The organism is Candidatus Polarisedimenticolaceae bacterium (genome assembly GCA_036275915.1).
GTDB lineage: Bacteria > Acidobacteriota > Polarisedimenticolia > Polarisedimenticolales > DASRJG01 > DASRJG01.
Genome location: DASUCV010000011.1, coordinates 160,488 through 183,030, shown reverse-complemented (window position 1 = coordinate 183,030; position 22,543 = coordinate 160,488). Strand labels below are relative to the sequence as shown.

Below are 22,543 nucleotides of genomic sequence, written 5' to 3'. Positions count from 1 at the left end.
CATGCGTCTCGTCGTCCCCGGACGCCGGGCCCTGGCCCACGCGGCGGTCGTCGTCGCGTCATGCGCGGTCGTTCGGGACGCGCTCGGCCTCGAGCGGCTGCAACGGAGGTTCGATCTCGAGCGCGGGCTTCCGTTCTCGGAGATCAACTCGATCGCACAGGACAGCCGCGGGTACCTGTGGATCACGGCAGGCGGGGCTTTGTTTCGATACGACGGCGTGGAGGTCCGACCGTGGGCGAGGGAGCTGGAGCGCCGCTACGTCAAAGTGGTCGCCACGGGGCCCTCGGGAGAGGTCCTCGTGCGCGAGGGCCCGGGCGACGTCGGGAGGCTCGACGAGGTGGTCGGCGATGCGATCCGGCCGGTCGTGGGGCGGGACGGTGCGCCGGTCGTCATCGTGGGGAAGCCGATCTGGGACCGGACTTCGAGGATCTGGGCGATCGGCGAGGATCGCATCTGGTCGAAGCCCGCGGGCGGCGCATGGACGGAGTCCTCGGCGGCGAATTCGGGCAGGCCGACGCTCCTCGAAGTGTCGGAGGACGGCGCGCCGATCCTCGTCACGCGGTCGGCGATCTCCCGCCTCGACGCCGGCGGCGCGCCGGGACGCCTCGCCGCGATCGAGGGGGTGCAACGCGCGTCGGTGCGAGCGGACGGCTCGCTCGTCGTGCTCCACGTCCCGCCTGGGGGCGGTGGGCGCGTGGTGTCGATCCGCGGTGCCGAGACGCGCGAGCTGTTCCGCATGGCGGCGCGACCGATCGACATGGTCGAGCGGAGCGGCACGCTGTGGGTCGCGTACGACTCTTCGCTCGTTGCCCTGCGCCCCGGGTCGCCGCCTGAGATCCTCGGTCCGCGCGAGGGGGTGCCGAGCGGTGGGCCGCTCCTCGTCGATCGCGAGGGGAGCCTCTGGCTCGCGAGCTATCGCGGGCTCCTTCAGTACCCGGCGCCCGACACCGTCGCGTGGTCTTCGGCGGACGGGATGGCGTCGCCGAGCGTGCGGCGGCTGGCGCTCGCGGACGAAGGGGTGTGGGTCGATTCGTGGGGCGGGCTGACGCTGCTCCGTGGCGAAGGTGCTTCATGGCGTCCGGAGCGTGTCCCGGACACCGGAACGAGCGCGGTGTGCATGGCGAGCGACGGCACGATGTGGGCCGGGGCGGCGGGTCGGTTCGTCTCGCACCGTCGTGTCGGTTTCGTCTCGTTGCCGCAGCCGGGATTGACGAACGTCGGTGCGTGCACGCCGGGTGCCTCCGGCCGGATGTGGCTCTCCACGAATCTCGGGTTGATGGTGTCGAGCGGAGAGACGCCATCACCGCGTGTTGGGCCCACGGCGTTCCACGGCGCGTCGCCGGTGGCGCTGCTCGAGGATCGTGACGGGCGTCTCTGGGCGAGCGCGGGTGAAGATGTCTGCCACGCCGACGCCGGTGCGGTCGCGGGCGGGAGCGAGGCGAGCTGGGGCTGCTCCCGGATCGAGGGCGCCGGAGAGGTCACCTCTCTCGCCGAGATCGCGCCGGGAGAGATCTGGGCGGGCACGCTCCTCGCGGGCGTCTACCGCAGCGCGGGAACGGACCGCTTCGAGCGGATCGCCGGCTCGAGCGCGCTGCCGACGCCTCTGGTGCGCAGGCTTCGCGCCTCCCCTTCCGGCGGCGCCTGGATCGTGAGCTTCGGAACGATCGTCCGTGCGGTCGCGCGTCCGGGAACCGAAGCGGGATGGGAGATCGTCGAGCGCCCGTCGCCGTGGCACGGCCTGATGATCAGCGACGCCGAGGATCTCGTCGAAGACGCTTCGGGCGATCTCTGGATCGCGACGCTCGCGGGGCTGGTGCGCATCCCGTTTCAGGTTCGGCGCGCGCCGGCTCCGGTCCCGCCCGTCGAGCTCGAGGAGTCGCTCGTCGAGGGACGGCCGCTCCCGCGCGAGGGGCGCATCGGCCTCCCCTATCGCCACAACACGATCGAGCTCCGGTTCGCGGCGCTCTCGTACCGGGACCCGTCGCGGCTGCGCTACCAGGTGCGGCTCGGACCGGATGCCCCCTGGCTCGACGCGTCGAGCCGGCCGTCGTTCCAGTTCGTGAACCTGCCGCCGGGCCGCTATCACGCCGAGGTGCGCGGGTCGCTCGACGGAGCGCACTGGTCGGCGGCGCCCGCGAGCGTCGCGTTCGACGTGCTTCCCCCGTTCTGGCGCACATGGTGGTTCGTCTCGCTCGCCGCCCTCGCGGCCGCCTTGTCGGCGTTGGCGCTCTACCGCTACCGCGTGGCGCAGCTCATCCGCATCGAGCGCGTGCGCGCGCATATCGCGACCGATCTTCACGACGACATTGGGGCGACGCTGTCGCAGATCGCGATCCTGAGCGAGGTCGCGCGCAAGCGGCTGGCGCGCGGCGCCGGCGAGGTGGCGCCGCTCCTCGAGACGGTGGCCCGTGAAGCGCGGCGCGTGGTCGGATCGATGAGCGACGTCGTGTGGGCGGTCGACCCGCGCCACGATCGCGCCGAAGACCTCGCCCTTCGCATGCGCCGCTACGCCGAGGACACGTGCGCCGCGCAGGGGATCGCGCTCGTCTTCTCGGCGCAGGCGCCGGACGGCGGGCGGCTCGACCCGCGCCTGAGGCGCCAGACGTTCCTCCTCTTCAAGGAGAGCGTCAACAACGCGGCGAAGCACGCCGCATGCAGGACGCTGACGGTGGACCTGCGGGTCGAGGGCGGCGCGCTGGACCTCGTCGTGACCGACGACGGACGCGGCTTCGACGTCGCGGCGACCCCCGCGGGGACCGGCCTCGCGAGCCTGCGGCAGCGCTCGGCCGCCCTCGGGGGCGCATGCGAGATCTCGTCGAACCCGGCGGCGGGGACGACCGTCGCGGTCCACGCGCCGCTCCGGCAACACAGGGACGCGAACCCTGTCTGATCGCACAGTGCCGGATCGTCCGCGATGACGGTAAGGTCTTCGTGAGGAGGCGCTCGTGACGGACCGGGTCATCCGGGTGGCGGTCATCGAAGATCGGCCCGACATCCGGGAGGCGCTCGAGCTCTTGCTCGACGAGACCGAAGGCCTCGCCTTCGCGGGGGCGTGGGGATCGATGGAGGAGGCGCTCCCGCGGATCGCGCCGCCGCTGCCGGACGTCGTGCTGGTCGACATCGGACTTCCCGGGATGTCGGGGATCGAGGGGATCCGCATCCTCGCGCGGCGCCACCCGGCGCTGATCCTCCTCGTGCTCTCGATCTACGCCGAGGACCAGAGAATCTTCGACGCGCTGTGCGCGGGGGCGACGGGCTATCTCGTCAAGAACACCCCGCCGGACGAGCTGATCGACGCGCTGCGCCAAGCGGTCGCGGGAGGCTCGCCGATGTCCCCGCAGATCGCCCGCCGGGTGATCGGGCTCTTCCGCGAGCTGGCGCCGAAGTCGCCGCCCGATTACCACCTGACGCCGCACGAGACGCGCCTCCTGCGGCTGATGGCGGAGGGGCTTCACTACCGGACGGCGGGCGAGCGCCTCGGCGTCACGGCGAGCACGGTGTCGTTCCACCTCCAGCAGATCTACCGGAAGCTCCAGGTGCAGACGAAATCGGAGGCGGTCGCGAAGGCCCTCCGCGAGGGGTTGATCGAGTAGCGTTCCCTCTTTTCTGTGTGATCACACAGTTCCCGCAAGTGCGATCGGCCGGTACGTTCGGGCGCGAGGTGCGACCCATGAAGAACCGGACCGTCATCGCGATCTCTTCGTTGCTGCTCGCCGCCGCGGCGCTTGCGGCCGATCCGCCCACGCTCGTCAACTACCAGGGCGTCCTGAGGGACGCGTCGGACAAGCCGAGGAACGGCACGTTCGACATGGTCTTCCGCTTCTTCGACGCGGCGACAGCGGGGAACGAGATCCTCGTCGACTCCCACACCGGAGGCGGCGGGAACGCCGTCGCGGTGACCGGGGGGCTATTCGACGTGCAGCTCGGTGGAGGAACCGTCACCGACGGCTCGGGCGCGGGGGCGTACACCTCGCTCGACCAGGTGTTCCGCGACTTCGGCGCCACGTATCTCCAGATCACGGTCGGCGGCGAGGTGTTGAGCCCGCGCCTAAGGGTCCAGTCGTCGGCGTATGCGCTGAACGCGAGCAACCTCCAGGGGAAGCCTGCGTCGGGCTTCGTCGATACCTCCGCGTCCACGCAGACCAAGGCCGGCCACCTCGTCGTCAACGGCGGGCTCGAGACGTCGGTCGCCTCCGGCATCGCGCTCAACGCGACCGGCACTCAGACTGGCGGCGCGTTCGGCGCCAACGGCGCCTTCGCCTACGTCGCCGACACCGGCGTCATCAAGACCGGCATCCGCGCGCAGGGCGACGACGCCGGCGGGTGGTTCCGCAACAACAACACGGTCGACGAGGCGTGGCTCGGTTACAACCACATCGGCGTGTCCGCGCACGGCAGCTCAGGGGGCGGATACCTCTACGACAACTCTGGGGACTACGCGGACGTCGGCTCCGGCGGGTACGGCGTCTACGGGCACGGGACCGCGACCGGCGGCTACTTCGAAAACACTCAGGTGTCGATCAACTTGGCCACGGGGTCGATCGGCGCCTACGCCTCGGGAGCCCCGGGCGCGCGCTTCGTCTCGAGGTCCGGGTTCGGAACGATCGACCTGGGGAGCGGCGACTTCGGAGCGATGGGGTACGGAGCCTATCCGGGCGCAGGCGGTTACTTCGCCGACTCGACCTACAGCGGGAAGTCGTGGATCGGGTTCGGCGACGAGGGGATCTACGGCATCGGCAACTATGCGGGCGGCTTTTTCACGCGCGCCTACCACAACGTCAACGCCTACCTGGGGAGCTCGGACTATTTCGGGAATCCAACTGCGATCTACGGCTACAGCAACGAGCCGGGCGGCTTTCCGGGTTTCTTCCGCGACGACTACTACGGCAACTACGCCTGGGTCGGCAGCGCGGGGAGCAAGATCACCGGGACGGGCGGCGTCAGCTTCATCCAGAACCACCCGACCGATCCGTCGCGGACGATCGTCTATACCGCGCCCGAAGGAGACGAGGTCGCCGTCTACACGCGGGGATCGGGGCGGCTCGTCCACGGCGAGGCGCGCGTCACGCTCGGCGAGACGTTCGCGCTCGTCGCGAACCCGGACATCGGGCTCACCGGGACCGTGACGCCGATCGGCGACGCGGTGCCGCTCGCGATCGTCGAGAAGAGCACCCACGTGATCGTCGTGCGCGGCCCCGCGGATTCGGACGCCGAATTCGACTACATGGTCTGGGGCCTGCGCATCGGCTTCGAAGATCGCGCCGTCGTACAGGTGCGAAGGCACGACGCTTCGATCCCGTCGCACCGCGTCGAGGAAGACGAGTACGACAAGGCGCCGGAGCTCCGGAGCTACAGCGCGCTCTCGCGATTCACCCGCATGCACCAGGCGCTGACGGGACGCGCCGAGGCTCCCGACCTCACCGCGTCGAAGGCGCTCGAGGCCGCGATCCACGTCTACGATCCCGCGACCGACGCCGTCGGTCCGCACAAGAACGCGCCGGAGCCGAAGGCTCCCGTGGCAACGCCTCCGCCGCCGGCGCGAATAGCGACGCCGCAGCCGGTCGTGGAGACGACGCGGATGGGTGCCATCGCGCCCGACATCGGCATTCACGAAGGAGGGTCGAGCGCACTCGTAGAGACTTTCCCGCCGAACACCACGCCGGTCGCGGTGGAGGAGACGGTCGCCGCCGGCGACGTGATCGCGAGCGACGGCGCTCGTCCCGGCGATCTGCGGCGTGCCGTGCGCGCCGCCGATCCCGGTGTCGTCGGGATCGTCGCCGGCGCCGCGTCGGTGGTCTGGACCGAGACGGCTCCTCTCGCCTTGCCGGGGACGATCGTCGCGTGCCGCGTGGACGCGAGCTACGGCGCGATCGCCATGAACGATCTGCTCGTGGCCTCGGCGACGCCGGGGTATGCGATGCGCGCCGGAGAGAACCCGTCCCAGGGCACCGTCGTCGGTAAGGCGCTCGAGCCGCTGCCCTCCGGAACGGGGCTCATCCGGGTCCTCGTCATGACGCGCTGAGCCGGAGGCGAACATGCACACGCGCATCGTCGTGCTCGCCATCGCGGCCGCAGCCGCGGCGCCGGCGCTCGCGCAGACGAGCGCGAGCTACAAGCTCACCGAATCGATCGTGAACAACGGGGGCGACCCGGTGAACGGCGCCTCCGGCGCCTCCGCCAGCCATCGGATCAAGCTCGACGCCCTCGGCGACGGGTTCCTCGGCGTCGGCCTCGCAAGCGCCAGCTTCCACATGGACGGCGGCTTCGTCGATGTCTACCCGCCTCCCGGTGAAGTGCAGCAGCAGCTCTTCACGAGCAAGACCTCGATGGTGTGGAATCCCGAGCGATCGGTCGGACAGTACGAGGTCTACCGCGACGCGCTCAGCGGCTTCTTGGGCGGCGGCACCTGCTTCTCATCGGGGCTGACCGCCGAAAGCGCGACCGATGCGGCGACGCCGGCCGCGGGCCAGGGCTACTTCTATCTCGTCACCGCCCGGAACCGCCTCGGCGAGGAAGGGACGAAGGGACTCCGCACGAGCGGCGTCGAGCGTCCGAACCCGTCTCCGTGTCCGTAGCGCTCGACGTTCAGTCCTTCGGCCCCGACCCGCAGGTCGGGTTGCTCCCGGACACGAGGTAGAACTCGGTGCCCTGCGGCATTGCGACCGTCAGGCCGGTGGCCGGGTCCGTCGCCGTGCCGACCGTCACGTCGAAGCTGCCGCTCGACGCCGAGTCGTCGAACGCGGTGTAGTTCTCGGCGTTCGAATCGGGGCTCCACGTCAGGTGGATGTTCGAGCCGCCGCTCGCCTTGTCGACGTGCAGACCGGCGACCGTGCCCGGCATGGGATCGCACCAACCTTGCGTGAGCTCCGATTCGCCGTCGGGGAGCGCCGGCTGATCCGACTGATCGAAAACGTTCGGGTCGTTCGAGAGGCCGAGCGCGAACTGGGTGCCGGGACAACCGACGTTGCTGGCTGTGAAGCCTCCGCTCGCGGCGCAGTCGTCGGCGGTGACTTCGTATCCGGCCGGCGCACAGTTGTCCGTCACCGTTTGCACGATAGCCTCGCACTTCTGCGCGATCGAGAGCGCGGCGCTCACGGGGAAGCTGCCCCCGCAGGTCGCGGACGCTCCCGTCTGCCGGCAGAGCGATGACAGCTTCACGTAGACGGTGGCGTCCCGCATGGGCGCATGCGTCGTGTGCACCGTGACGTCGACGCCCGTGTACCCAGGGCAGATCCAGTTGCAGACGTTTTGATCCCAGGTGCAATCGGAGCGTGGCGCGACACCCAACGGATCGCAGACCGCGCAGATCCACTGGCAAGTCTCAGTGGACCATACGCATCCGAAGCGCGGAGCCGGGCCTGGAGGATCGCAGACTTGCGCGGCCGCGGCACCGTACAGCCCGAGTACCGCGGTGAGGCGGATCGCAAGGCGAAGAGCTTGCCTCATGCGCTCCTACCTTCTTACCACGAAGGGTCGCCCGCCGCCTGGCGTGTCGACCGGCTTGGCAATCTGCTCCCCCCTTATCTCGGCTTGTAGGCCTCGCCCGGCGTGCCGCCCATCGCGAGGATCGTCACACCCTTCGAACCGGGGGTGATCTTGCGCTTCACCGTGGGCCCGACGCGGATGAGCATTCCGGGCTTCATCGCGATCGTCTTGCCTTCGACCTTCATGCGCGCCGTGCCCTTGAGCACCGTGTAGACCTCTTCCTGGCCGTCTTTGGAGTGATCGTGATCGGGGTAGTCCTTCCAGCCTGCGGGGAGGTTAAGGATGTTCATCCCCCACGACTTCACGCCGAGGCTCTTGCCGGCATAGAGGAAACGCTTCGGAGACTTCGGGGTCTCCTGGTGGCCGTCGAGATCTTTGAACGCTTTCACGGTAACGTCGCTCATCGAGTGCCTCTCCCTCCGGCATCGCGCCGGGATTCGGTGTCTGTCCCCTTATTGCGGCGGTGTGCACGCGCCGGCCAGCTTGCAGTTGACGAAAGCGATCACGACGTTCCGATCGCCTTCCTCGATCTTGGAGGAGCCTTGCACGCGGTCGCGGAGCGAGAGGAGCTGGCCGTCGGTCATCGTCCCGTACCAGACCGGATCGTGCAGGTTGAAGATCTTGAGCGCGCGCGCATTCGTCGTCGGCAGTCCGGGACGATGGCACCCGCCGCACGACGCCTGCGCGAGCACGTCGCGCGCCGGCTCGACCCACGGGTTCGCGGGCGCCGTCGCAGCCGCAGGGGCCGCCGGCGCCGGGCTCGCCTGCGGGACTCCGTCGAGACCGGCGATCGCGGTGCAGACGGAGAACAGGAGCGAGACAAGGAAAAAGCCCACGCGCGTCCTCGGTTAGACTCCGGCTTCATGGTCCACCCGGACCGGGGGGAGCGCAACTTGAATCGCGATCGCAAGGCCGGAATCCTGCTCGTCCTCAGCGCGCTCGCGGGCGTGCTCGTGATGGCGGTGCATCCCACCGGGCACGCGATGATGCAGCCGGGAGCGTTCGGGCATACGGCGCACGTCAACGTGTGGGCGCACGGTCTCGCCATCGCGTCGTTGCCGGTCATCTTTCTCGGGCTGCTCGCGGTGGCGCGGCGCCTCGCTTGGAGCGACTGCGCGATCGCCGGTCTCGTCGTGTTCGGCTTCGGGCTCATCGCGGTCGCGTCGGCGGCGATCGCCAGCGGCTTCGTCGCGACCGAGGTCGTCGAACGCATGCTCGATGCGTCGGGCGCCGCGCACGACACGTACGACGTGCTCCTCGAGTACACGCACGCTCTCAATCAGGGCTACGCCAGGGTCAACGTAGGGGCGACGTCGGTCGGGATGCTCCTCTTCTCGATCGCGATCCTGAAGACCCGGCTCATGCCGCGCGCGCTCGGAATTCTCGGCGCCGTCGTCGGGGCCGTCGTCTTGGTCGCCCTCCTGGCTGGCCATTTCCGCTTGGACGTTCACGGCTACGGTCTCGTCATCCTGCTCCAGACGATCTGGCTCGTGTGGGCTGGGATCGTCCTCATGCGCCCCGAGTGACCGAGCGCGGCGCGGCCCGCCTGTCGGTCGCGGTCGTCATCGCGGCGTGGGCGTTTCTCGTCGTGCGCCAGATCCTGCGCGACCCCGCCGTGCTGCCGACGCCGGAGGCGATCGTCATCGGCGCGTGCCTTCGTGCCGCGATCACGCTCGTCCTCGTGTGGGCACTCCTGCGTGCCGGCGGCGAGAGCCTCCGTTCGCTCGGATTCGACCCGGGCTCCCCGGTTCCCTTCGCGCTGCGCACGCTCGGGCTGGCGGTCGCGCTCTTCCTCGTGACGAACGTCGTCGTGAACGGCGTGCTCACGAAGCTGGTCGGCCGTTCGGGAGCGCCGCCGGTCGCCGAGCTGTTCCACGATCCGCGCTCGGCCCCGCTGTGGATCGTGAGCGCCGTCGTCGGCGGAGGATTCTCCGAGGAGCTGGGCCGCGCATTCGTGCTCACCCGTTTCGAGAAGGCGTTCGGCCGGGCCGGGCTCGTGGTGGCGCTCGTCGTCGACACCGCCGTCTTCGGGCTCGGCCACCTCTACCAGGGAACGGCGAGCGCGATCTCGGCCGGCCTCACCGGCGTGATTCTGGCGTTCATCTTCCTGTGGAGGCGCCGGGTGGTCGATGCCATGACCGTTCACGCCCTCTTCGACCTGATGGGAATCGCCGTGGCCTTTGCTCTGTATGGGAGGACGCCATGAGAACGATCCTCGCGACGCTCGCGCTCTTGTGCGGACTGTCCGCGCTCGCCGCCGACATGCCGTCGAACATGACGACCTACTACTTCGGGATCCTGGAGAAGGGCGACAGGTGGACTCCGGGAGATACCCCCGAGCTCCAGAAGATCCAGGAAGGTCACTTGGCGCACCTCACCGCGATGTGGAAGGCGGGCAAGCTGGTCCTCGCAGGACCGCTCGGCGACGCGGGAGACTGGCGCGGCGTCCTGATCTATCGCACCAGGACGATCGAGGAGGCGCAGACGCTCGCCAACGACGACCCCGCCGTGAAGGCCGGTCGCCTCAAGGTGACGATGCACCCGTGGTGGGTGCAGAAGGGCATCCTCCCCGACCCGCTCGAGAACCCGGACTCCAAGCCGAAGCCGTGAAAATCGGCTGACAGGCTCCGCTTCCTGGGTCAGAATGTTCGGTCAACGCACGCGAGACGGCGCGAGACGAAGGGAGTCCCGATGATCGCCCGCACCTGGCACGGCCGTGTGGTCACCGAGAAGGCGGACGCCTACCTCGCCCACCTGAAGCGCACCGGTCTGAACGAGTTCCGCGCCAGCCCGGGGAACATGGGCGTTTACGTCCTTCGCCGCGACGACGGAGGGATCACGCACTTCCACGTCATGACGTTGTGGTCGTCGATGGACGCGATCCGCAGTTTCGCCGGCGGTGACCCGAACCGTGCGCGCTATTACGCGCAGGACGACGAGTACCTGCTCGAGCGCGAGCCGACGACCACCCACTACGACGTCTTGATGGCGGTCACCGGCCCGCCGACCTCCTGAGGAAGAGGGGACAGTTTCCGAAACTCGAACTGCGAGTTTCGGAAACTGTCCCCTCTTCACTCTTACACCCAGTCGCGGGGGCGCAGGAACTCTTCGGACAGCTCGGCTTCGCGGGTTCCCGGCTCTGGGGACCAGTCGTAGCGCCATCGCACGCGCGGTGGGAGCGACATGAGGATCGACTCGGTGCGTCCGCCGGACTGGAGCCCGAAGAGGGTGCCGCGGTCGTAGACGAGGTTGAACTCGACGTAACGGCCCCGCCGGTAGAGCTGGAACTCCCGCTCGCGCTCGCCGTAGGCGGCATCCCGGCGGCGCCGCACGATCGGCAGGTAGCCGTCGAGGTAGCCGGTGCCCACGGCGCGGACGAACGCGAAGGCGCGGTCGAACCCCCAGGTGTCGAGGTCATCGAAGAAGAGCCCTCCGATCCCCCGCGGCTCGTCGCGGTGCTTGATCCAGAAGTACTCGTCGCAGCGGCGCTTGAGGCGCGGGTACACGTCGCCGCCGAACGGCGCGCAGAGGTCGCGAGCGGTGCGATGCCAGTGCTCGCAGTCCTCGCGGTAGCCGTAGAACGGCGTGAGGTCGAATCCGCCGCCGAACCACCACACCGGATCGGGCCGCGACGCGGCGACGAAGAGCCGCACGTTCATGTGCGAGGTGGGGACGTGCGGATTGCGGGGATGGACGACCACGGAGACGCCGAGCGCCTCCCACGACGCGCCCGCCAGCTCGGGGCGGCGGGAGGTCGCCGCGGCGGGAAGCGCCTGGCCACGGACGTGAGAGAACCCGACCCCCGCCTGCTCGAAGACCGGCCCGTCGAGGAGAACGCGCGTGAGCCCGCCACCGCCTTCCGCGCGGTCCCAGGCGTCGCGGTGGAATCGCGCGCCGGCGTCCTCGCCTTCGAGCGCGGCGCAGAGACGATCCTGCAGCTCGAGAAAGAAGGCGCGGACGCCGTCGACCGAATCGGAATTCACCCGCGCATTATGAATGGGGACACAGTGTCCCCATTCTCAGATCTCTCCGCCCGCCGAGATCGTCACCGAGCCGCCGGACGTGTGGACGTAGAGCAGCTCGCCGCCGCTCCCGAGCGACCCCTTGATGCTCGATCCCGAGATCTTGCCGACGACCTTCACCGGGACGTCGCTGCGCACCGAGCCGCCGGAGGTCGAAGCGTCGATGTTGAGGTTCGCGTTCGGGTCGAGGCTGACGCGGATCCCGCCGCCCGAGCTCTCGATCTTGCCGCCGGCCGAGTTGCCCTTCGCGAAGCTCACCTCGACGCCGCCGCCCGACGTATCGGCCTCGACGCGCCCGTGCGCACCCTTGATCTCGATGCGCCCACCGGAGGTCTCGACGTGGATGTCCTTCCCGACGTTCGCAACCTCGATGTGGCCGCCCGAGGTCTCGCCGTGAAGCATTCCCGTCACCCCGTCGACCTCGATGTGGCCGCCGGAGGTCTCGATCTTGGCATCGCCGGAGATCGAGTGGAGCGCGATGTGGCCGCCGGAGGTCTCGCCGTTGAGGTTGCCGGTGAGGTTCTCGACCTCGATGTGGCCGCCCGACGTCTCGAGCTTGCTGTCACCCGTGAGCGACGCGATCGAGAGGTAACCGCCGCCGGTCGTGAGGTCGGTCCGCGTCTTGGTCGGCACCTGGATCTCGAAGGAGATCTTCGAGTTGTTGAACCAGTTCGACCAGAAGTTGAGCGACTCCTTCTTCTTCATGGTGATCTTGACCTCGCCCGGCAGCTCCTCGAACTTGAGATCGAAGCGCTGCTCGAGGTCGTCCCGGGACGACGTCAGAAGGATGTGCGCGCCGGACGCATTGCCGCCGGTCACCTGGACGCTTCCCGCGTCGGCGACGATCGTCAGCTTGCCGCCGGAATCCAGCTTCAGGTTCTTCTCGATGCGGGTGTCGGCCAGCGCGGGAACGGAGGCCAGCACGGCGACCACGGCGGCCGCCATCGCGAGGCGAGGGAAGGAGCGGTTCATGAGGTCCTCCGGATCGGAACGCCGGGGAACCTCCCCCGGCGGCGCCCAAGAGAACGGTTGCGGTGGGGCCGCGGTTTCAGGAATGAGGGGACAGGCACCGATTTAATAGAAGGGGACAGTAATCAGTCCCTTCTATCGCGTCCCCCCTTCGCCGGGGTTGGCGGCGTCGAGCGCCTTGATGACGAGGCGGACTGTGATGAGGTCCTCGTCGCCCTCGGGATAGAAGAGGCCGCCGCAAACCCCGCCGACTTGGTGGAGTGGGGTCACGTGCATGACGAGCAGGTCGCCGTGGAAGACCTTGCGCGAGACGCGAACCTCGATCCCCTTGATCATGTCCCCGGCCTGAAGCTCGGGGAAATCGTTGGGAAGAACCAGCGAAAGGCCGGAAAGGCTGATGTCGCGGAGCGGGAGGTCGTACGGCACCCCCGCGGGCGCCGGATAACGAAATCGGAGCGTCGCGCCCGCATCGGGCGCCAGGTTGTAACGCCTTTGAAGGCGCCGATTCCGATACGGCGCCGCAGCCCTCGACTCGGTCATGACCACCCCCATGGTCGGAACGGCGGCGAATATGGGTTCCGGCGCCGTTTGCGGCCACTCCGGCGCGGGCGGACAATCCGGAACGTGCATCGGAAACCGGGGCACGCCGCTTGCTGGGGATATCCGGTCAGTAAGTCAGTCAGGAAGGAGGACGTCATGAGGCGATCCACCCCGGCGCTCGCCGGTTTGACCGCGATGCTTCTGACCGTCGTCGCAGGTTGTTCATCCGGGAACAACGAATCCCACGGCTCGCTCAGCGTGGCGATGGGAGCGTCGCTCGGCACCGCCGCAGCTTCCCGGACCGTCTCCGCCGCCGACCCGATCTCGCAGCTCCAAGCGGCGATGATCACCGTCTCGGCGGTCGAGGCGCACCAGACGAGCGGGACCTGGGTGGTCGTCGATGCCGGGCTTCCGGCGACCGTCGATCTGCTGGCGATCCTGAACGGCGGCAATCCGATCTCGCTGCCGGCCGACGCGATCCCCGAGGGCGCATACGACGGTCTGCAGGTCACGATCACGAAGGCCGATCTCACGCTGACCGACGGGACGCAGGTATCGATCACACCGCCGTCGGGCGGCTGGGTCGTGCGGATCCCCGTCGACTTCAGCGTCGTCGCCGGCCAGGTCACCGAGATCACGCTCCAGCTCCGCTGCGACACGTCGTTCAAGGTGATCGGAGGCAGCTTCGTGTTCGATCCGGAGGTGGATGTGCAGGGAGTGGCGCACCACTGAGAGAACAGTTCACAGTTGACAGTTCACAGTTGACATTACTGTTGACTGTTGACTGTTAACTGTCGACTGTTGACTGTTGACTGTCGACTTCCCTCACGCCCACCACGGCGACAACCGCTTGCCGGTCGGTCCCGGCAGCGTGGCGTAGTGCGAGACGTCGTTGTAGAGGACGAGGCGCGCCTCGGCGCCCGACTTCACATCGACCACGCTCAAGCCGCACGGGCTCATGTCGAGCTTGTCCCGGTACCCCGGGAGGTCGACGCCGAGGAGCGATCCGATCGCGAGGCGAAGCGTCGCCTTGTGCGAGACGATGAGCGCCGCGGCGCCCTCGTGCCGGCCGGCGATGTCGAGCACCACCGGGAGTGCGCGCGCGAGCACCTGGAGACCGGTCTCGCCGCCCGAGGGAGCGAAGGTGAACGGGTCACGCTCCCACCGCGCGTATTCCGCGGGGAACTCCGTGCGCACGTCCTCCCGCGTCTTCGTCTCCCAATGCCCGTGATCGGTCTCGCGCAGCTCCGGGCGGGGCACCACCTCGACGTTTCGATCCCCCAAGATGAGACGAAGGGTCTCCCGGGTACGCGCCATCGGGCTGACGTACGCGGCGGCGATCGGGACCCCGTCGAGACGGCGGCCCAGGGCGCGCGCCTGTTCGCGGCCTTCGTCCGAGAGTGGGACGTCGGCCGAGCCGGCGAAGCGGTCCTCGGCGGAGAGGGTCGTGGCGCCGTGGCGGACGAGGAATAACCGGGTCGGCATTCCGTGATCGTAATCGCGTCCGGGGCGCTTGACGGGATTTTCCGGATTCGGTGCCTATATTCGTGAGCGTGGAGTCTTCAGAGAGAGCGGGAGCCGGTGGGGGCCCGCTTCCCCTGCTTCCCCTGATCAACGGGGAGCCGGGGACCGGTGCGGGTCCCCTGATTGCGGACGTCAATCCCTCGACCGGGGAGCCGTTCGCAAGGGTGGCGTGTGCCGACCCGGCGGAGGTCGAGCAAGCGGTCGACGCCGCGACGTTCGCCGCGAAGCTCTGGCGCGGTGCGCCGTTCGACGAGCGCGCGCGGCGGCTGACCCGTCTCGCCGAACGCCTGCGTGAGGAGGCCGAGTCGATCGCCGGCCTCATCGCGCTCGAGCAGGGGAAGCCGTACGCCGAGGCGCTGGCGCTCGAGATTCTGCCCGCGCTCGACCACCTGCGGTTCCTCTCGCGTCACGCGCGCGAGCTGACGCAGGGCGAGGCGATCGAGCCGCGGCACCCCCTCTGGGCGCACAAGCGGGCGCTCTACCTCTACGACCCGATGGGCGTCGTGCTCCTCGTGACGTCGTCGTCGCTACCGTTCGCGCAACCGCTCATCCAGACGGCGTCGGCCCTGGCGATGGGGAACGCGGTGATCCTGAAGCCGTCTTCGCGCACGCCGCTCACCGCGCTCCGCGTCGGCGAGCTGTGCGTGCAGGCCGGCTTCCCGGCGGGGCTCGTCAACGTCGTTCCCGCGCCCCCGGACGAGACGCTGCGCTTGGTCAGCCACGACAAGATCGACAAGGTGTTCGTCACCGGAACCGTGCAGGCCGGCCAAGCGATGATGGCGATTGCCGCGGCGGCGCCGCGTCCCGTCGTCCTGAGCCTCGGCGGCAAGCACCCATCGATCGTCGCCGCCGACGCGGACGTCGCGCGAGCCGCGAAGGGCATCGTCTGGGGCGCCTGCGCGAACGCAGGACAGAACTTTGGCGCCATCGAGCGCGTCTACGTCGAAGAGCGCGTCGCCGCACGATTCGTCGAGGCGCTCCTCGCCGAGGTCGACAAGCTGCGCGTCGGCGATCCGCTCGAGGCCGGAGTCGACGTCGGGCCTCTCATCTCGGAGGAGCGGCGCCAGACGGTCCACGAGCAGGTGTCCGAGGCGGTGCTCTTCGGCGCGCGCTTGCTCCGCGGCGGCACCCTGCCCGACGGACCGGGCTACTTCTACCCGCCCACCGTCCTCCTCGATCCGCCCGAAGGATGCCGCCTGCTCCAGGAAGAGACGCTCGGTCCCGTCATCCCGATCATGACCGTCGAGAACGTGGAGCGCGCGATCGAGAAGGCGAACGACAGCCCGTTCGCGCTGACCGCCTCGGGATGGACCGTTTCCGACGAGACCGGAGAGCGCCTCATGATCGGGCTCCAGGCGGGCGTCGTCACGATCAACGACGTCCTCTACGCTTACGGCGAGCCGGCGGCGACCTGGTCCGGCTTCAAGCAGAGCGGCCTCGGCGCCAGCCATGGACTCGCGAGCCTCAAGGAGATGAGCCGCCGCCGCTTCGTCTCGTTCGACGGCACGTCGCTCGAGGCGTCCGCGTTCGCGTTCCCCTACGGCGACGAGGCCAACGCCATCGCCGAGTCGACGCTGAAGGCGCTCCACGGCCCCGGCTGGTTCTCGCGCACCTACGCGCTCGGCAAGCTGATGCGCCGCAAACGATTCCGCGCGCGTGTTCCGTGGGGCTCGTTCCTCTTCGCCCGCAAGCGCGTGGGATAGGAAGCCCGGGACAGTAACCAGGTTTTTCTCAGTCGATCTTGCGATACACCGGCGCCAGCGCTTCGAACACATCTCCGACCAGTCCGCTGAGCGCCGGAGTGGTCACCACGTCGATCGACTCGGGGAGCTTCCACACCCTCCCGAGCTCCCACCAGACGCCGCGCCGCGCGACCTCGACGAACGCCTGATCCCAGTCAGTGCCGGTCTCGAAGACGCAGTGTGACCCCGCGGGCCACGGTGCGGCGGCGTAGACGCGGAAGGTGAGCTGGGACGCGGCGGCGGTCTCGGCGAGGAGCGTCCCCAGGCCGCTGAGCCGGCAACGGAACTCGAAGCGGCCGAAGGCGTCCGCGCCGGTATCCCACGCGAGACGCGCGGCGATGTAATCGGCGTGGACCCCGACGTTGAGCTGCGGCCCCGCCTGGTAGCCGTGCGGCAGGCGCGAGAGGGCGAGCCACGTGCAGAACGGGTCGTAGCCCTTCGGCCAGTCGAGGCGCGGCAGGTGCGCGTGGAACCTCCCGGCGGGATCGGTGTCGACGAGCGGCAGCACGTCCTCGGCGAGGAGGCGCAGGGCCGGGTGAAAGGCTTCCATGATCGCGTGACGCCTTTCGTCTCGATTTCTCAGGGAGAAAACGTCGAATCCGTCCCGCGGAAAACCGGGAAATCGGGGCGGCGGCCGCAGGAGCATGGACCGATCGTACGGCACCTCGCTCCCGTGGGCGCCAGTTGGGTTAACGTAGGCGGCGAACGCCGAGGCGTTTCCTTGAGGAGTGACAGCATGCATCGACTGCGAGCGCTCATCGTGATGACGGCCGTGGCCGTCCTGGCCGCGCGCGGGATCCGCGCGCAGGACGTGAAGGCCTTCGAGCAGAACCTCACCGTCCACAAGCTGCCGAACGGCCTGACGGTCCTCATCTACCGGCGGCCGGTCGCGCCGGTCTTCTCGTTCTTCACCTTCGCCGACGTCGGCGCGGCGCAGGAGGTCCCGGGGATCACGGGCCTTGCGCACATGTTCGAGCACATGGCGTTCAAAGGGACGAGCGTGATCGGCACGAAGGACTTCGCCGGGGAGAAAGTCGCGCTCGACAAGGTCGACGCGGCGTATCACGCGTACGACGCCGAGCGCCGGAGCGCGAGCCCGGATGCCGCGAAGCTCGACTCGCTCAAGAAGGCGTTCAAGGATGCGCAAGACGCGGCGGACAACTACATCGAGAAGAACGAGTTCTCGACGATCGTCGACCGCGCGGGCGGCGTCGGGATGAACGCGTCGACGAACTCCGACCAGACGGTCTACTTCTACTCGCTTCCGGCGAACAAGGTCGAGCTGTGGGCGTACCTCGAGTCGTCGCGCTTCTACGACCCGGTGTTCCGCGAGTTCTACAAGGAGCGCGACGTCGTCATGGAGGAGCGGCGCCTTCGCACGGAGAGCACGCCGGGCGGCCGCCTCATCGAGCAGTTCGACGCGACCGCGTACCTCGCCCACCCCTACAAGCAGCCGGTCGTCGGCTACATGAGCGATCTCCAGTCGTTCTCGCGCGAGGACGCCGTCGCCTTCTTCAAGAAGTACTACGTCCCGGCCGATCTCACGATCGCGATCGTCGGCGACGTGAAAGCGGAGGAGGTCATCCCTCTCGTCGACACGTACTTCGGGCGAATCCCGGCCGGGCCGAAGCCCGACACGCTCCGCACCGTCGAGCCGAAGCAGACGGCGGAGAAGTCGGTCACGCTCGTGGATCCATCGCAGCCGGTCTACATGGAGGCCTACCACCGGCCGGAAGACACGCACGCCGACGATCCGGTCTACGACGTCATCGCGGGCGTGCTCTCGTCGGGCCGCACGTCGCGGCTCTACCGCAGCCTCGTGCGCGACAAGAAGATCGCCGCGGGAGCGGCCGCGTTCAACGGCCTGCCGGGGACGAAGTACCCGACCCTCATCGTCATGCGCGCGGTGCCGACGCCCGGCCACACGAACCAAGAGGTCCAGGCGGCGATCCGCGAGCAGCTCACGCGCCTCCAGAACGAGCCGATCTCGGACGACGAGCTGAAGTCGGTCAAGACTCGCACGCGCGCCGCCTTGATCCGCAGCCTCGACGACAACGAGGGCATCGCCCAGCAGCTCGCCTTCTGCCAGGCGCGCTACGGCGACTGGCACGAGATGTTCAAGAGCGTGGACAAGCTGGACAAGGTGACAAAGGAAGACGTCATGCGGGTCGCGAAGGCGACCTTCGTGCCGACGAACCGGACGGTCGGGATGATCGAGAGCGCGGACGCCGCGATGGCCGCGAAGTGAAGGGGGCGAGAGACATGAAGAGGATCATCACGACGGGCCTCCTGGCCGGCCTTCTCGCGGCGCTGCCGGCGGCGGCGCAGGTGAAGCGCTACACCGAGATCAAGTCCACGCCCCTCCCCCAGTTCAAGGTCCCGCAGCCGGAGACCTACACGCTCAAGAACGGGATGCGCGTCTTTCTCATGGAAGACCACGAGCTTCCCATCGTCGCGGTGCGGGCGATCATCCGGACCGGATCGTACTGGGAGCCGCAGAACAAGGTCGGGCTCGCTCGGTTGATGGGCGTCGTGCAGCGAAGCGGCGGCACCAAGACGATGACCGGCGATCAGATGGACGACTATCTCGAGGCGCGCGCCGCGTTCGTCGAGACCGGCGCGGGCGGCGACCAGTCGTTCGCGACGATGAACGTCCTCAAGCAGGACTTCGACGACGTCTTCAAGGTCTTCGTCGACGTCCTCCGGAACCCGGCGTTCGCGCAGGACAAGCTCGATCTCGCGAAGGTGGGGGCGAACTCCGCGATCGCGCGACGCAACGACAACGTCGGCGGCATCACGAATCGCGAGATCGGGCGGCTCGTCTACGGGGCCGCCTCGCCGCTCGTCAGCCTCGAGGAGTACGGGACGATCGCCGCGATCACGCGCGACGATCTCGTCGCCTGGCACAAGGCGTACTACGTCCCGAACAACATCATGATCGGGGTCTCCGGCGACTTCGATTCGAAGACGATGAAGAAGTCGATCGAGGCGGCCTTCGGCGGCTGGCCGAAGGGCACGTCGCCGGCGCTCGGCAAGATCGCCTACCAGGCGAAGAACAAGCCGGGCGTCTACTTCATCGAGAAGCCGGACGTCACGCAGGCCAACATCGCGATGGCGCACCTCGGGATCGAGCAGACGAACCCCGACTACTTCGCCGCGCAGGTCATGAACGAGATCCTGAGCGGCGGCTTCTCGGGCCGCCTCATGAACAACATCCGCACGAAGAAGGGGCTCGCCTACGGCGTGAGCGGGGGCCTCGGCGCGGCGTTCGATCGCCCGGGCCTCATGCGCCTCGGGATGCAGACCAAGTCGGCGTCGGTCTACGACGCGATCGCGGCGCTCAAGGACGAGGTGCGCGCTTTGACGGTGGCGCCTCCCACCGATCTCGAGATGACGCAGGCGAAGGAGGCGATCCTGAACTCCTTCATCTTCAACTACGACTCGCGGTCGGGGATCCTCGCGCAGCAGATGAACTACGCGTACCACGGACTCCCGGCGAACTACCTCGAGATGTACCGCTCCAACATCGAGAAGGTATCGAAGGACGACGTCCTCCGCGTCGCGAAGGCGTACGTCCACGTCGACGACCTGTCGCTCCTGATCGTGGGCCGCGCGGCGGACTTCCCGAAGCCGCTCGACACGCTCGGCAACGTCACGAAGCTCGACATCACGATCCCGAAGAAGCCGGGAGCGTAGGAGCCTAGAGCAGCTCGGCGCGCAGCACGGTGACGGCGGTACCGCCCAGCACGACCCGGTCGCCCAGGGCCCGGCAGTGCACGGTGCCGCCGCGCCGGCTCGCCTGGTAGCCGGCGAGCGCCAGCTTCCCGAGCTTCGCCGCCCAGTACGGCGCGAGCGCGCAGTGTGCCGACCCGGTGACCGGATCTTCGTCGACCCCGGCCGCCGGCGCGAAGAATCGCGAGACGAAATCGACTCCGCTCGACGAAGCCCTGGCGGTGACGATGACGCCGCGCCCTCCCACGGCCGCGATCGCCGGCAGCGCCGGCACCACGGCGCGTACCGCCGCCTCGCTCTCGACCTCGATGAGCCAATCGAACCGATTCTTGCCGGCAAAAACCGGCTTCACGCCCAAGCCCGAGAGCAGGCCGGGAGGCGCCGGCGCTTCGGAGGCGTGCTCGGCGGGGAAGTCCATGCGGATCATCCCGTCCTCGCGCCACGCCGAAAGCATGCCGCTCTTCGTATGGAAGACCGCGCGCTCCGATGACGACAGCGCGCCGATCTCCCAGAGGACGTGCGCCGAGCCCAGGGTCGCGTGGCCGCAGAGATCGACCTCGACCGTGGGCGTGAACCACCGCAAGTCGTAGGCCCCGTCGGCACGCCGCACGAGGAACGCCGTCTCGGCGACGTTCATCTCGGCCGCCACCGCCTGCATCCACTTCTCCGGCGCTTCACGCTCGAGCAGGCACACCCCGGCGGGATTGCCGGCGAACGGACGATCGGCGAACGCGTCGACCTGAAATATCTTCCACGACATGACGACGAGGATAGCGCACGATGACGGCGTGAGCGCGCCTCCTCTCCGCTACGGGTTCGTCCTCTTCGACGTCGGCGATACGCTGATCGGCCCGCGCGCGTCGTTCGGCGCCGTCTACGCGCGCGTCCTCGGCTCCCTCGGGATCCATCGCTCCGCGGAGGAGATCGAGAAGGCGCTCCGTGCGCACTGGGGCCGGATCAACGCCGCGCTCACGCCCGGGGTAGACCGGTACGGGCTCTATCCCGGTGGCGAGGAGGAATACTGGCGCCGCTTCGTCGAGGGGACGCTCGGTGATCCGGCCCTCGCCGCGCGCGCCGTCACGCCGCTTCGCGACGCCTTTCGCGATCCCGCTGCCTGGCTGGTCTTCGACGACACGGTGCCCACGCTGCGCGCACTGAGTGAGATGAACGTGAAGCTCGGTGTCGTCTCTAACTGGGACTCGAGGCTGCGGCCCCTCTTGGACTCCCTTGGCCTGACACGATGGTTCGACACGATCGTCGTCTCCTGCGAGGAGGGCATCGAGAAGCCGGATCCACGGCTTTTCCTCCGCGCGGTCGAACGCCTCGGAGGAACGCCCGAGCGCACGCTCCACGTCGGCGACGTCCCCGAGCTCGACGAAGCGGGCGCTACGGCCGCGGGAATCGCGAGCGTGCTCGTGGATCGAATAGGAAAGCTGCCGAGCAGCCACCGGGCACTGAGCGATCTCTCGACGCTGCCGACTATTGTCGGGTCACGCTGACAGCATCAGCAGAACGACGTACGTCGCAGCGCCGACGAGCGGGGCGACGAGACCCGACCAGATGAGGAGACGCTTGCGCACCGGCTTCGACGCGGTGAACGCCGCCGTGATGCAGCCGAGCCAGAGCGAGACCGCCGACGCGATCGCGATCCCGGCGCGCATGGAGTTGGCCTGGGCTTGTGCGAGATCGCCGACGCCCGGCGCATGGGCGGAATAGAGAAAGACGATGAACGCGGCGATCGCCGCAATCGCGAAGACGATGGGCACGACGTCGCGCGGCTTCACGGGCAAACCTTCGCAGAGAGCGGGTGCGGCGACAAGAGGAAGTTGCGCGCCACGCACATTCCGCGTATGAATCCGCCGCGATGAGCGAGACACCTTGGGGACCGCACGGCCCTAGAGTCCCTGCGAACACCACCACGCCGAACCCCACTGCCGCCGACACGCCGATGAACATCGGCGGCGGCGGCGACCAAGGCACCTTCGTCACCGGGGGTGGCGGTGGAGGCGGGCTCTTCGCGAAGATCGTCGTCGGTCTGGTGATGGTCGCGTTGCTCTGGATCCCGATGCTCTGCCTCTACCCGTTGACGGGGCTGGCGGCGCTCACGACCGGCTTCGTGCTGTTCTCCGTGCTCGCTCACGTGTTTCCGCCGGACTTCCGGGAATCGGCGGTCGTGCTCGGCTTCGGCGCCGGTGCCGTGGTCGCGTTCTTCGTCTACCGCTTCGAGCTGCGGCTTGCGGAGCAGCCGGCGTTCCGGCGGATGCGCCACGTCGTGCGGATGGCGCTCCTCGCCCTATGGGCCATTCCGATCATTCAGCTCTCGACGGGAGCCACCGCGCCGACGACCTCGACGCGCTACATCCTGGCGGTCATGACCAGCCCAGGCGCGATGATCTCGTACCTGATGAACCCGATCCACCTCGTGATCTGGGTGGCCGTCGTCATCGGCCTTCACTACTTGATCTGGTCCTCCGAGCGGGTGCGGCAATTCTGGCATCGCCTGCTGGTCTACGTCGGGCTGAAGTAAGC

24 protein-coding genes are annotated in these 22,543 nt (G+C 68.6%); 14 read left to right on the top strand and 10 right to left on the bottom strand.

Annotated elements, in window-relative coordinates; all coding sequences use genetic code 11:
- Position 1: 1 nt before the first annotated feature.
- The 4 genes from VFV19_10410 to VFV19_10395 all read left to right on the top strand — a co-directional run bounded on the left by VFV19_10410 (position 2) and on the right by VFV19_10395 (position 6,575).
- On the top strand, positions 2 to 2,890 hold the full coding sequence (locus VFV19_10410; GenBank protein HEX4824718.1) for a two-component regulator propeller domain-containing protein: 2,889 nt from the start codon (positions 2 to 4) through the stop codon (positions 2,888 to 2,890).
- Positions 2,891 to 2,945: 55 nt separating this feature from the next.
- Complete coding sequence (locus VFV19_10405) at positions 2,946 to 3,593, top strand: response regulator transcription factor (GenBank protein HEX4824717.1); 648 nt, start codon at positions 2,946 to 2,948, stop codon at positions 3,591 to 3,593.
- Positions 3,594 to 3,670: 77 nt separating this feature from the next.
- Positions 3,671 to 6,022 (top strand): hypothetical protein, encoded by a 2,352-nt coding sequence (locus VFV19_10400; GenBank protein ID HEX4824716.1) that lies wholly within the window; start codon positions 3,671 to 3,673, stop codon positions 6,020 to 6,022.
- Between the two features lie 13 nt (positions 6,023 to 6,035).
- Positions 6,036 to 6,575 carry a hypothetical protein gene (locus VFV19_10395; protein ID HEX4824715.1) on the top strand — a complete coding sequence of 180 codons (540 nt, stop codon included), beginning with the start codon at positions 6,036 to 6,038 and terminating at the stop codon, positions 6,573 to 6,575.
- 10 nt (positions 6,576 to 6,585) lie between these two features.
- On the opposite strand, the gene VFV19_10390 is transcribed toward VFV19_10395, so the two are convergent.
- From VFV19_10390 to VFV19_10380, 3 genes are all read right to left on the bottom strand, one after another.
- Positions 6,586 to 7,446, bottom strand: a complete 861-nt coding sequence (locus VFV19_10390) for a hypothetical protein (GenBank protein HEX4824714.1) — start codon at positions 7,444 to 7,446, stop codon at positions 6,586 to 6,588.
- Between the two features lie 74 nt (positions 7,447 to 7,520).
- Positions 7,521 to 7,889 carry a cupin domain-containing protein gene (locus VFV19_10385; protein HEX4824713.1) on the bottom strand — a complete coding sequence of 123 codons (369 nt, stop codon included), beginning with the start codon at positions 7,887 to 7,889 and terminating at the stop codon, positions 7,521 to 7,523.
- A 48-nt stretch (positions 7,890 to 7,937) separates the two neighbouring features.
- Positions 7,938 to 8,321, bottom strand: a complete 384-nt coding sequence (locus VFV19_10380) for a hypothetical protein (GenBank protein HEX4824712.1) — start codon at positions 8,319 to 8,321, stop codon at positions 7,938 to 7,940.
- Positions 8,322 to 8,348: 27 nt separating this feature from the next.
- On the opposite strand from VFV19_10380, the gene VFV19_10375 reads away from it, so the two are divergent.
- From VFV19_10375 to VFV19_10360, 4 genes are all read left to right on the top strand, one after another.
- Entirely contained in the window at positions 8,349 to 9,011 is a 663-nt protein-coding gene (locus VFV19_10375; GenBank protein HEX4824711.1) for a hypothetical protein, read from the top strand.
- Positions 9,008 to 9,691 carry a CPBP family intramembrane glutamic endopeptidase gene (locus tag VFV19_10370; protein ID HEX4824710.1) on the top strand — a complete coding sequence of 228 codons (684 nt, stop codon included), beginning with the start codon at positions 9,008 to 9,010 and terminating at the stop codon, positions 9,689 to 9,691. The genes VFV19_10375 and VFV19_10370 overlap by 4 nt, the downstream gene beginning before the upstream one ends.
- On the top strand, positions 9,688 to 10,095 hold the full coding sequence (locus VFV19_10365) for a YciI family protein (protein ID HEX4824709.1): 408 nt from the start codon (positions 9,688 to 9,690) through the stop codon (positions 10,093 to 10,095). The genes VFV19_10370 and VFV19_10365 overlap by 4 nt, the downstream gene beginning before the upstream one ends.
- A gap of 81 nt (positions 10,096 to 10,176) precedes the next feature.
- Entirely contained in the window at positions 10,177 to 10,500 is a 324-nt protein-coding gene (locus tag VFV19_10360) for an antibiotic biosynthesis monooxygenase (GenBank protein HEX4824708.1), read from the top strand.
- Between the two features lie 62 nt (positions 10,501 to 10,562).
- Here the strand turns inward: VFV19_10360 and hemF are convergent, their stop codons facing one another.
- The 3 genes from hemF to VFV19_10345 form a co-directional block, all read right to left on the bottom strand.
- Positions 10,563 to 11,468, bottom strand: coding sequence for an oxygen-dependent coproporphyrinogen oxidase (hemF, locus tag VFV19_10355; protein ID HEX4824707.1), 906 nt, complete (start codon positions 11,466 to 11,468; stop codon positions 10,563 to 10,565).
- A 36-nt stretch (positions 11,469 to 11,504) separates the two neighbouring features.
- Positions 11,505 to 12,479, bottom strand: a complete 975-nt coding sequence (locus tag VFV19_10350; GenBank protein HEX4824706.1) for a DUF4097 family beta strand repeat-containing protein — start codon at positions 12,477 to 12,479, stop codon at positions 11,505 to 11,507.
- 132 nt (positions 12,480 to 12,611) lie between these two features.
- Positions 12,612 to 13,016, bottom strand: coding sequence for a hypothetical protein (locus tag VFV19_10345; GenBank protein HEX4824705.1), 405 nt, complete (start codon positions 13,014 to 13,016; stop codon positions 12,612 to 12,614).
- A 156-nt stretch (positions 13,017 to 13,172) separates the two neighbouring features.
- On the opposite strand from VFV19_10345, the gene VFV19_10340 reads away from it, so the two are divergent.
- Positions 13,173 to 13,748 (top strand): DUF4382 domain-containing protein, encoded by a 576-nt coding sequence (locus VFV19_10340; GenBank protein HEX4824704.1) that lies wholly within the window; start codon positions 13,173 to 13,175, stop codon positions 13,746 to 13,748.
- A 93-nt stretch (positions 13,749 to 13,841) separates the two neighbouring features.
- Here the strand turns inward: VFV19_10340 and VFV19_10335 are convergent, their stop codons facing one another.
- Positions 13,842 to 14,501, bottom strand: coding sequence for a histidine phosphatase family protein (locus VFV19_10335; protein ID HEX4824703.1), 660 nt, complete (start codon positions 14,499 to 14,501; stop codon positions 13,842 to 13,844).
- A gap of 68 nt (positions 14,502 to 14,569) precedes the next feature.
- On the opposite strand from VFV19_10335, the gene VFV19_10330 reads away from it, so the two are divergent.
- A complete protein-coding gene (locus VFV19_10330; GenBank protein ID HEX4824702.1) occupies positions 14,570 to 16,243 on the top strand; it encodes an aldehyde dehydrogenase family protein in 1,674 nt (557 codons plus the stop codon).
- Positions 16,244 to 16,271: 28 nt separating this feature from the next.
- On the opposite strand, the gene VFV19_10325 is transcribed toward VFV19_10330, so the two are convergent.
- Complete coding sequence (locus tag VFV19_10325; protein HEX4824701.1) at positions 16,272 to 16,928, bottom strand: DUF1054 family protein; 657 nt, start codon at positions 16,926 to 16,928, stop codon at positions 16,272 to 16,274.
- Positions 16,929 to 17,018: 90 nt separating this feature from the next.
- Here VFV19_10325 and VFV19_10320 point away from each other — a divergent pair, with 90 nt between their 5' ends.
- Together VFV19_10320 and VFV19_10315 are read left to right on the top strand one after the other, a co-directional pair.
- Positions 17,019 to 18,530, top strand: a complete 1,512-nt coding sequence (locus tag VFV19_10320) for a pitrilysin family protein (protein ID HEX4824700.1) — start codon at positions 17,019 to 17,021, stop codon at positions 18,528 to 18,530.
- 14 nt (positions 18,531 to 18,544) lie between these two features.
- Positions 18,545 to 19,978 carry a pitrilysin family protein gene (locus VFV19_10315; protein ID HEX4824699.1) on the top strand — a complete coding sequence of 478 codons (1,434 nt, stop codon included), beginning with the start codon at positions 18,545 to 18,547 and terminating at the stop codon, positions 19,976 to 19,978.
- Between the two features lie 4 nt (positions 19,979 to 19,982).
- Here the strand turns inward: VFV19_10315 and VFV19_10310 are convergent, their stop codons facing one another.
- Complete coding sequence (locus tag VFV19_10310) at positions 19,983 to 20,774, bottom strand: PhzF family phenazine biosynthesis protein (GenBank protein HEX4824698.1); 792 nt, start codon at positions 20,772 to 20,774, stop codon at positions 19,983 to 19,985.
- Between VFV19_10310 and VFV19_10305 the strand changes: the two genes are divergently transcribed.
- Positions 20,773 to 21,513, top strand: coding sequence for an HAD-IA family hydrolase (locus tag VFV19_10305; GenBank protein ID HEX4824697.1), 741 nt, complete (start codon positions 20,773 to 20,775; stop codon positions 21,511 to 21,513). The two genes, VFV19_10310 and VFV19_10305, sit on opposite strands and share 2 nt — an antisense overlap.
- Here the strand turns inward: VFV19_10305 and VFV19_10300 are convergent.
- Complete coding sequence (locus VFV19_10300) at positions 21,505 to 21,798, bottom strand: hypothetical protein (GenBank protein ID HEX4824696.1); 294 nt, start codon at positions 21,796 to 21,798, stop codon at positions 21,505 to 21,507. The genes VFV19_10305 and VFV19_10300 overlap by 9 nt on opposite strands.
- Before the next feature lie 80 nt (positions 21,799 to 21,878).
- On the opposite strand from VFV19_10300, the gene VFV19_10295 reads away from it, so the two are divergent.
- Positions 21,879 to 22,541 (top strand): hypothetical protein, encoded by a 663-nt coding sequence (locus tag VFV19_10295; GenBank protein HEX4824695.1) that lies wholly within the window; start codon positions 21,879 to 21,881, stop codon positions 22,539 to 22,541.
- Positions 22,542 to 22,543 lie beyond the last annotated feature (2 nt).

Bases quoted from the DNA above. Each gene is read 5' to 3' on its own strand.
- VFV19_10365 (HEX4824709.1), top strand. From the start codon at position 9,688: ATGAGAACGATCCTCGCGACGCTCGCGCTCTTGTGCGGACTGTCCGCG.
- VFV19_10385 (HEX4824713.1), bottom strand. From the start codon at position 7,889: ATGAGCGACGTTACCGTGAAAGCGTTCAAAGATCTCGACGGCCACCAG.
- VFV19_10315 (HEX4824699.1), top strand. From the start codon at position 18,545: ATGAAGAGGATCATCACGACGGGCCTCCTGGCCGGCCTTCTCGCGGCG.
- VFV19_10320 (HEX4824700.1), top strand. From the start codon at position 17,019: ATGCATCGACTGCGAGCGCTCATCGTGATGACGGCCGTGGCCGTCCTG.
- VFV19_10360 (HEX4824708.1), top strand. From the start codon at position 10,177: ATGATCGCCCGCACCTGGCACGGCCGTGTGGTCACCGAGAAGGCGGAC.
- VFV19_10375 (HEX4824711.1), top strand. From the start codon at position 8,349: ATGGTCCACCCGGACCGGGGGGAGCGCAACTTGAATCGCGATCGCAAG.
- VFV19_10410 (HEX4824718.1), top strand. From the start codon at position 2: ATGCGTCTCGTCGTCCCCGGACGCCGGGCCCTGGCCCACGCGGCGGTC.
- VFV19_10340 (HEX4824704.1), top strand. From the start codon at position 13,173: ATGAGGCGATCCACCCCGGCGCTCGCCGGTTTGACCGCGATGCTTCTG.
- VFV19_10345 (HEX4824705.1), bottom strand. From the start codon at position 13,016: ATGACCGAGTCGAGGGCTGCGGCGCCGTATCGGAATCGGCGCCTTCAA.
- VFV19_10335 (HEX4824703.1), bottom strand. From the start codon at position 14,501: ATGCCGACCCGGTTATTCCTCGTCCGCCACGGCGCCACGACCCTCTCC.
- VFV19_10395 (HEX4824715.1), top strand. From the start codon at position 6,036: ATGCACACGCGCATCGTCGTGCTCGCCATCGCGGCCGCAGCCGCGGCG.
- VFV19_10310 (HEX4824698.1), bottom strand. From the start codon at position 20,774: ATGTCGTGGAAGATATTTCAGGTCGACGCGTTCGCCGATCGTCCGTTC.
- VFV19_10305 (HEX4824697.1), top strand. From the start codon at position 20,773: ATGACGACGAGGATAGCGCACGATGACGGCGTGAGCGCGCCTCCTCTC.
- VFV19_10295 (HEX4824695.1), top strand. From the start codon at position 21,879: ATGAGCGAGACACCTTGGGGACCGCACGGCCCTAGAGTCCCTGCGAAC.
- VFV19_10390 (HEX4824714.1), bottom strand. From the start codon at position 7,446: ATGAGGCAAGCTCTTCGCCTTGCGATCCGCCTCACCGCGGTACTCGGG.
- VFV19_10400 (HEX4824716.1), top strand. From the start codon at position 3,671: ATGAAGAACCGGACCGTCATCGCGATCTCTTCGTTGCTGCTCGCCGCC.
- VFV19_10325 (HEX4824701.1), bottom strand. From the start codon at position 16,928: ATGCTCCTGCGGCCGCCGCCCCGATTTCCCGGTTTTCCGCGGGACGGA.
- VFV19_10350 (HEX4824706.1), bottom strand. From the start codon at position 12,479: ATGAACCGCTCCTTCCCTCGCCTCGCGATGGCGGCCGCCGTGGTCGCC.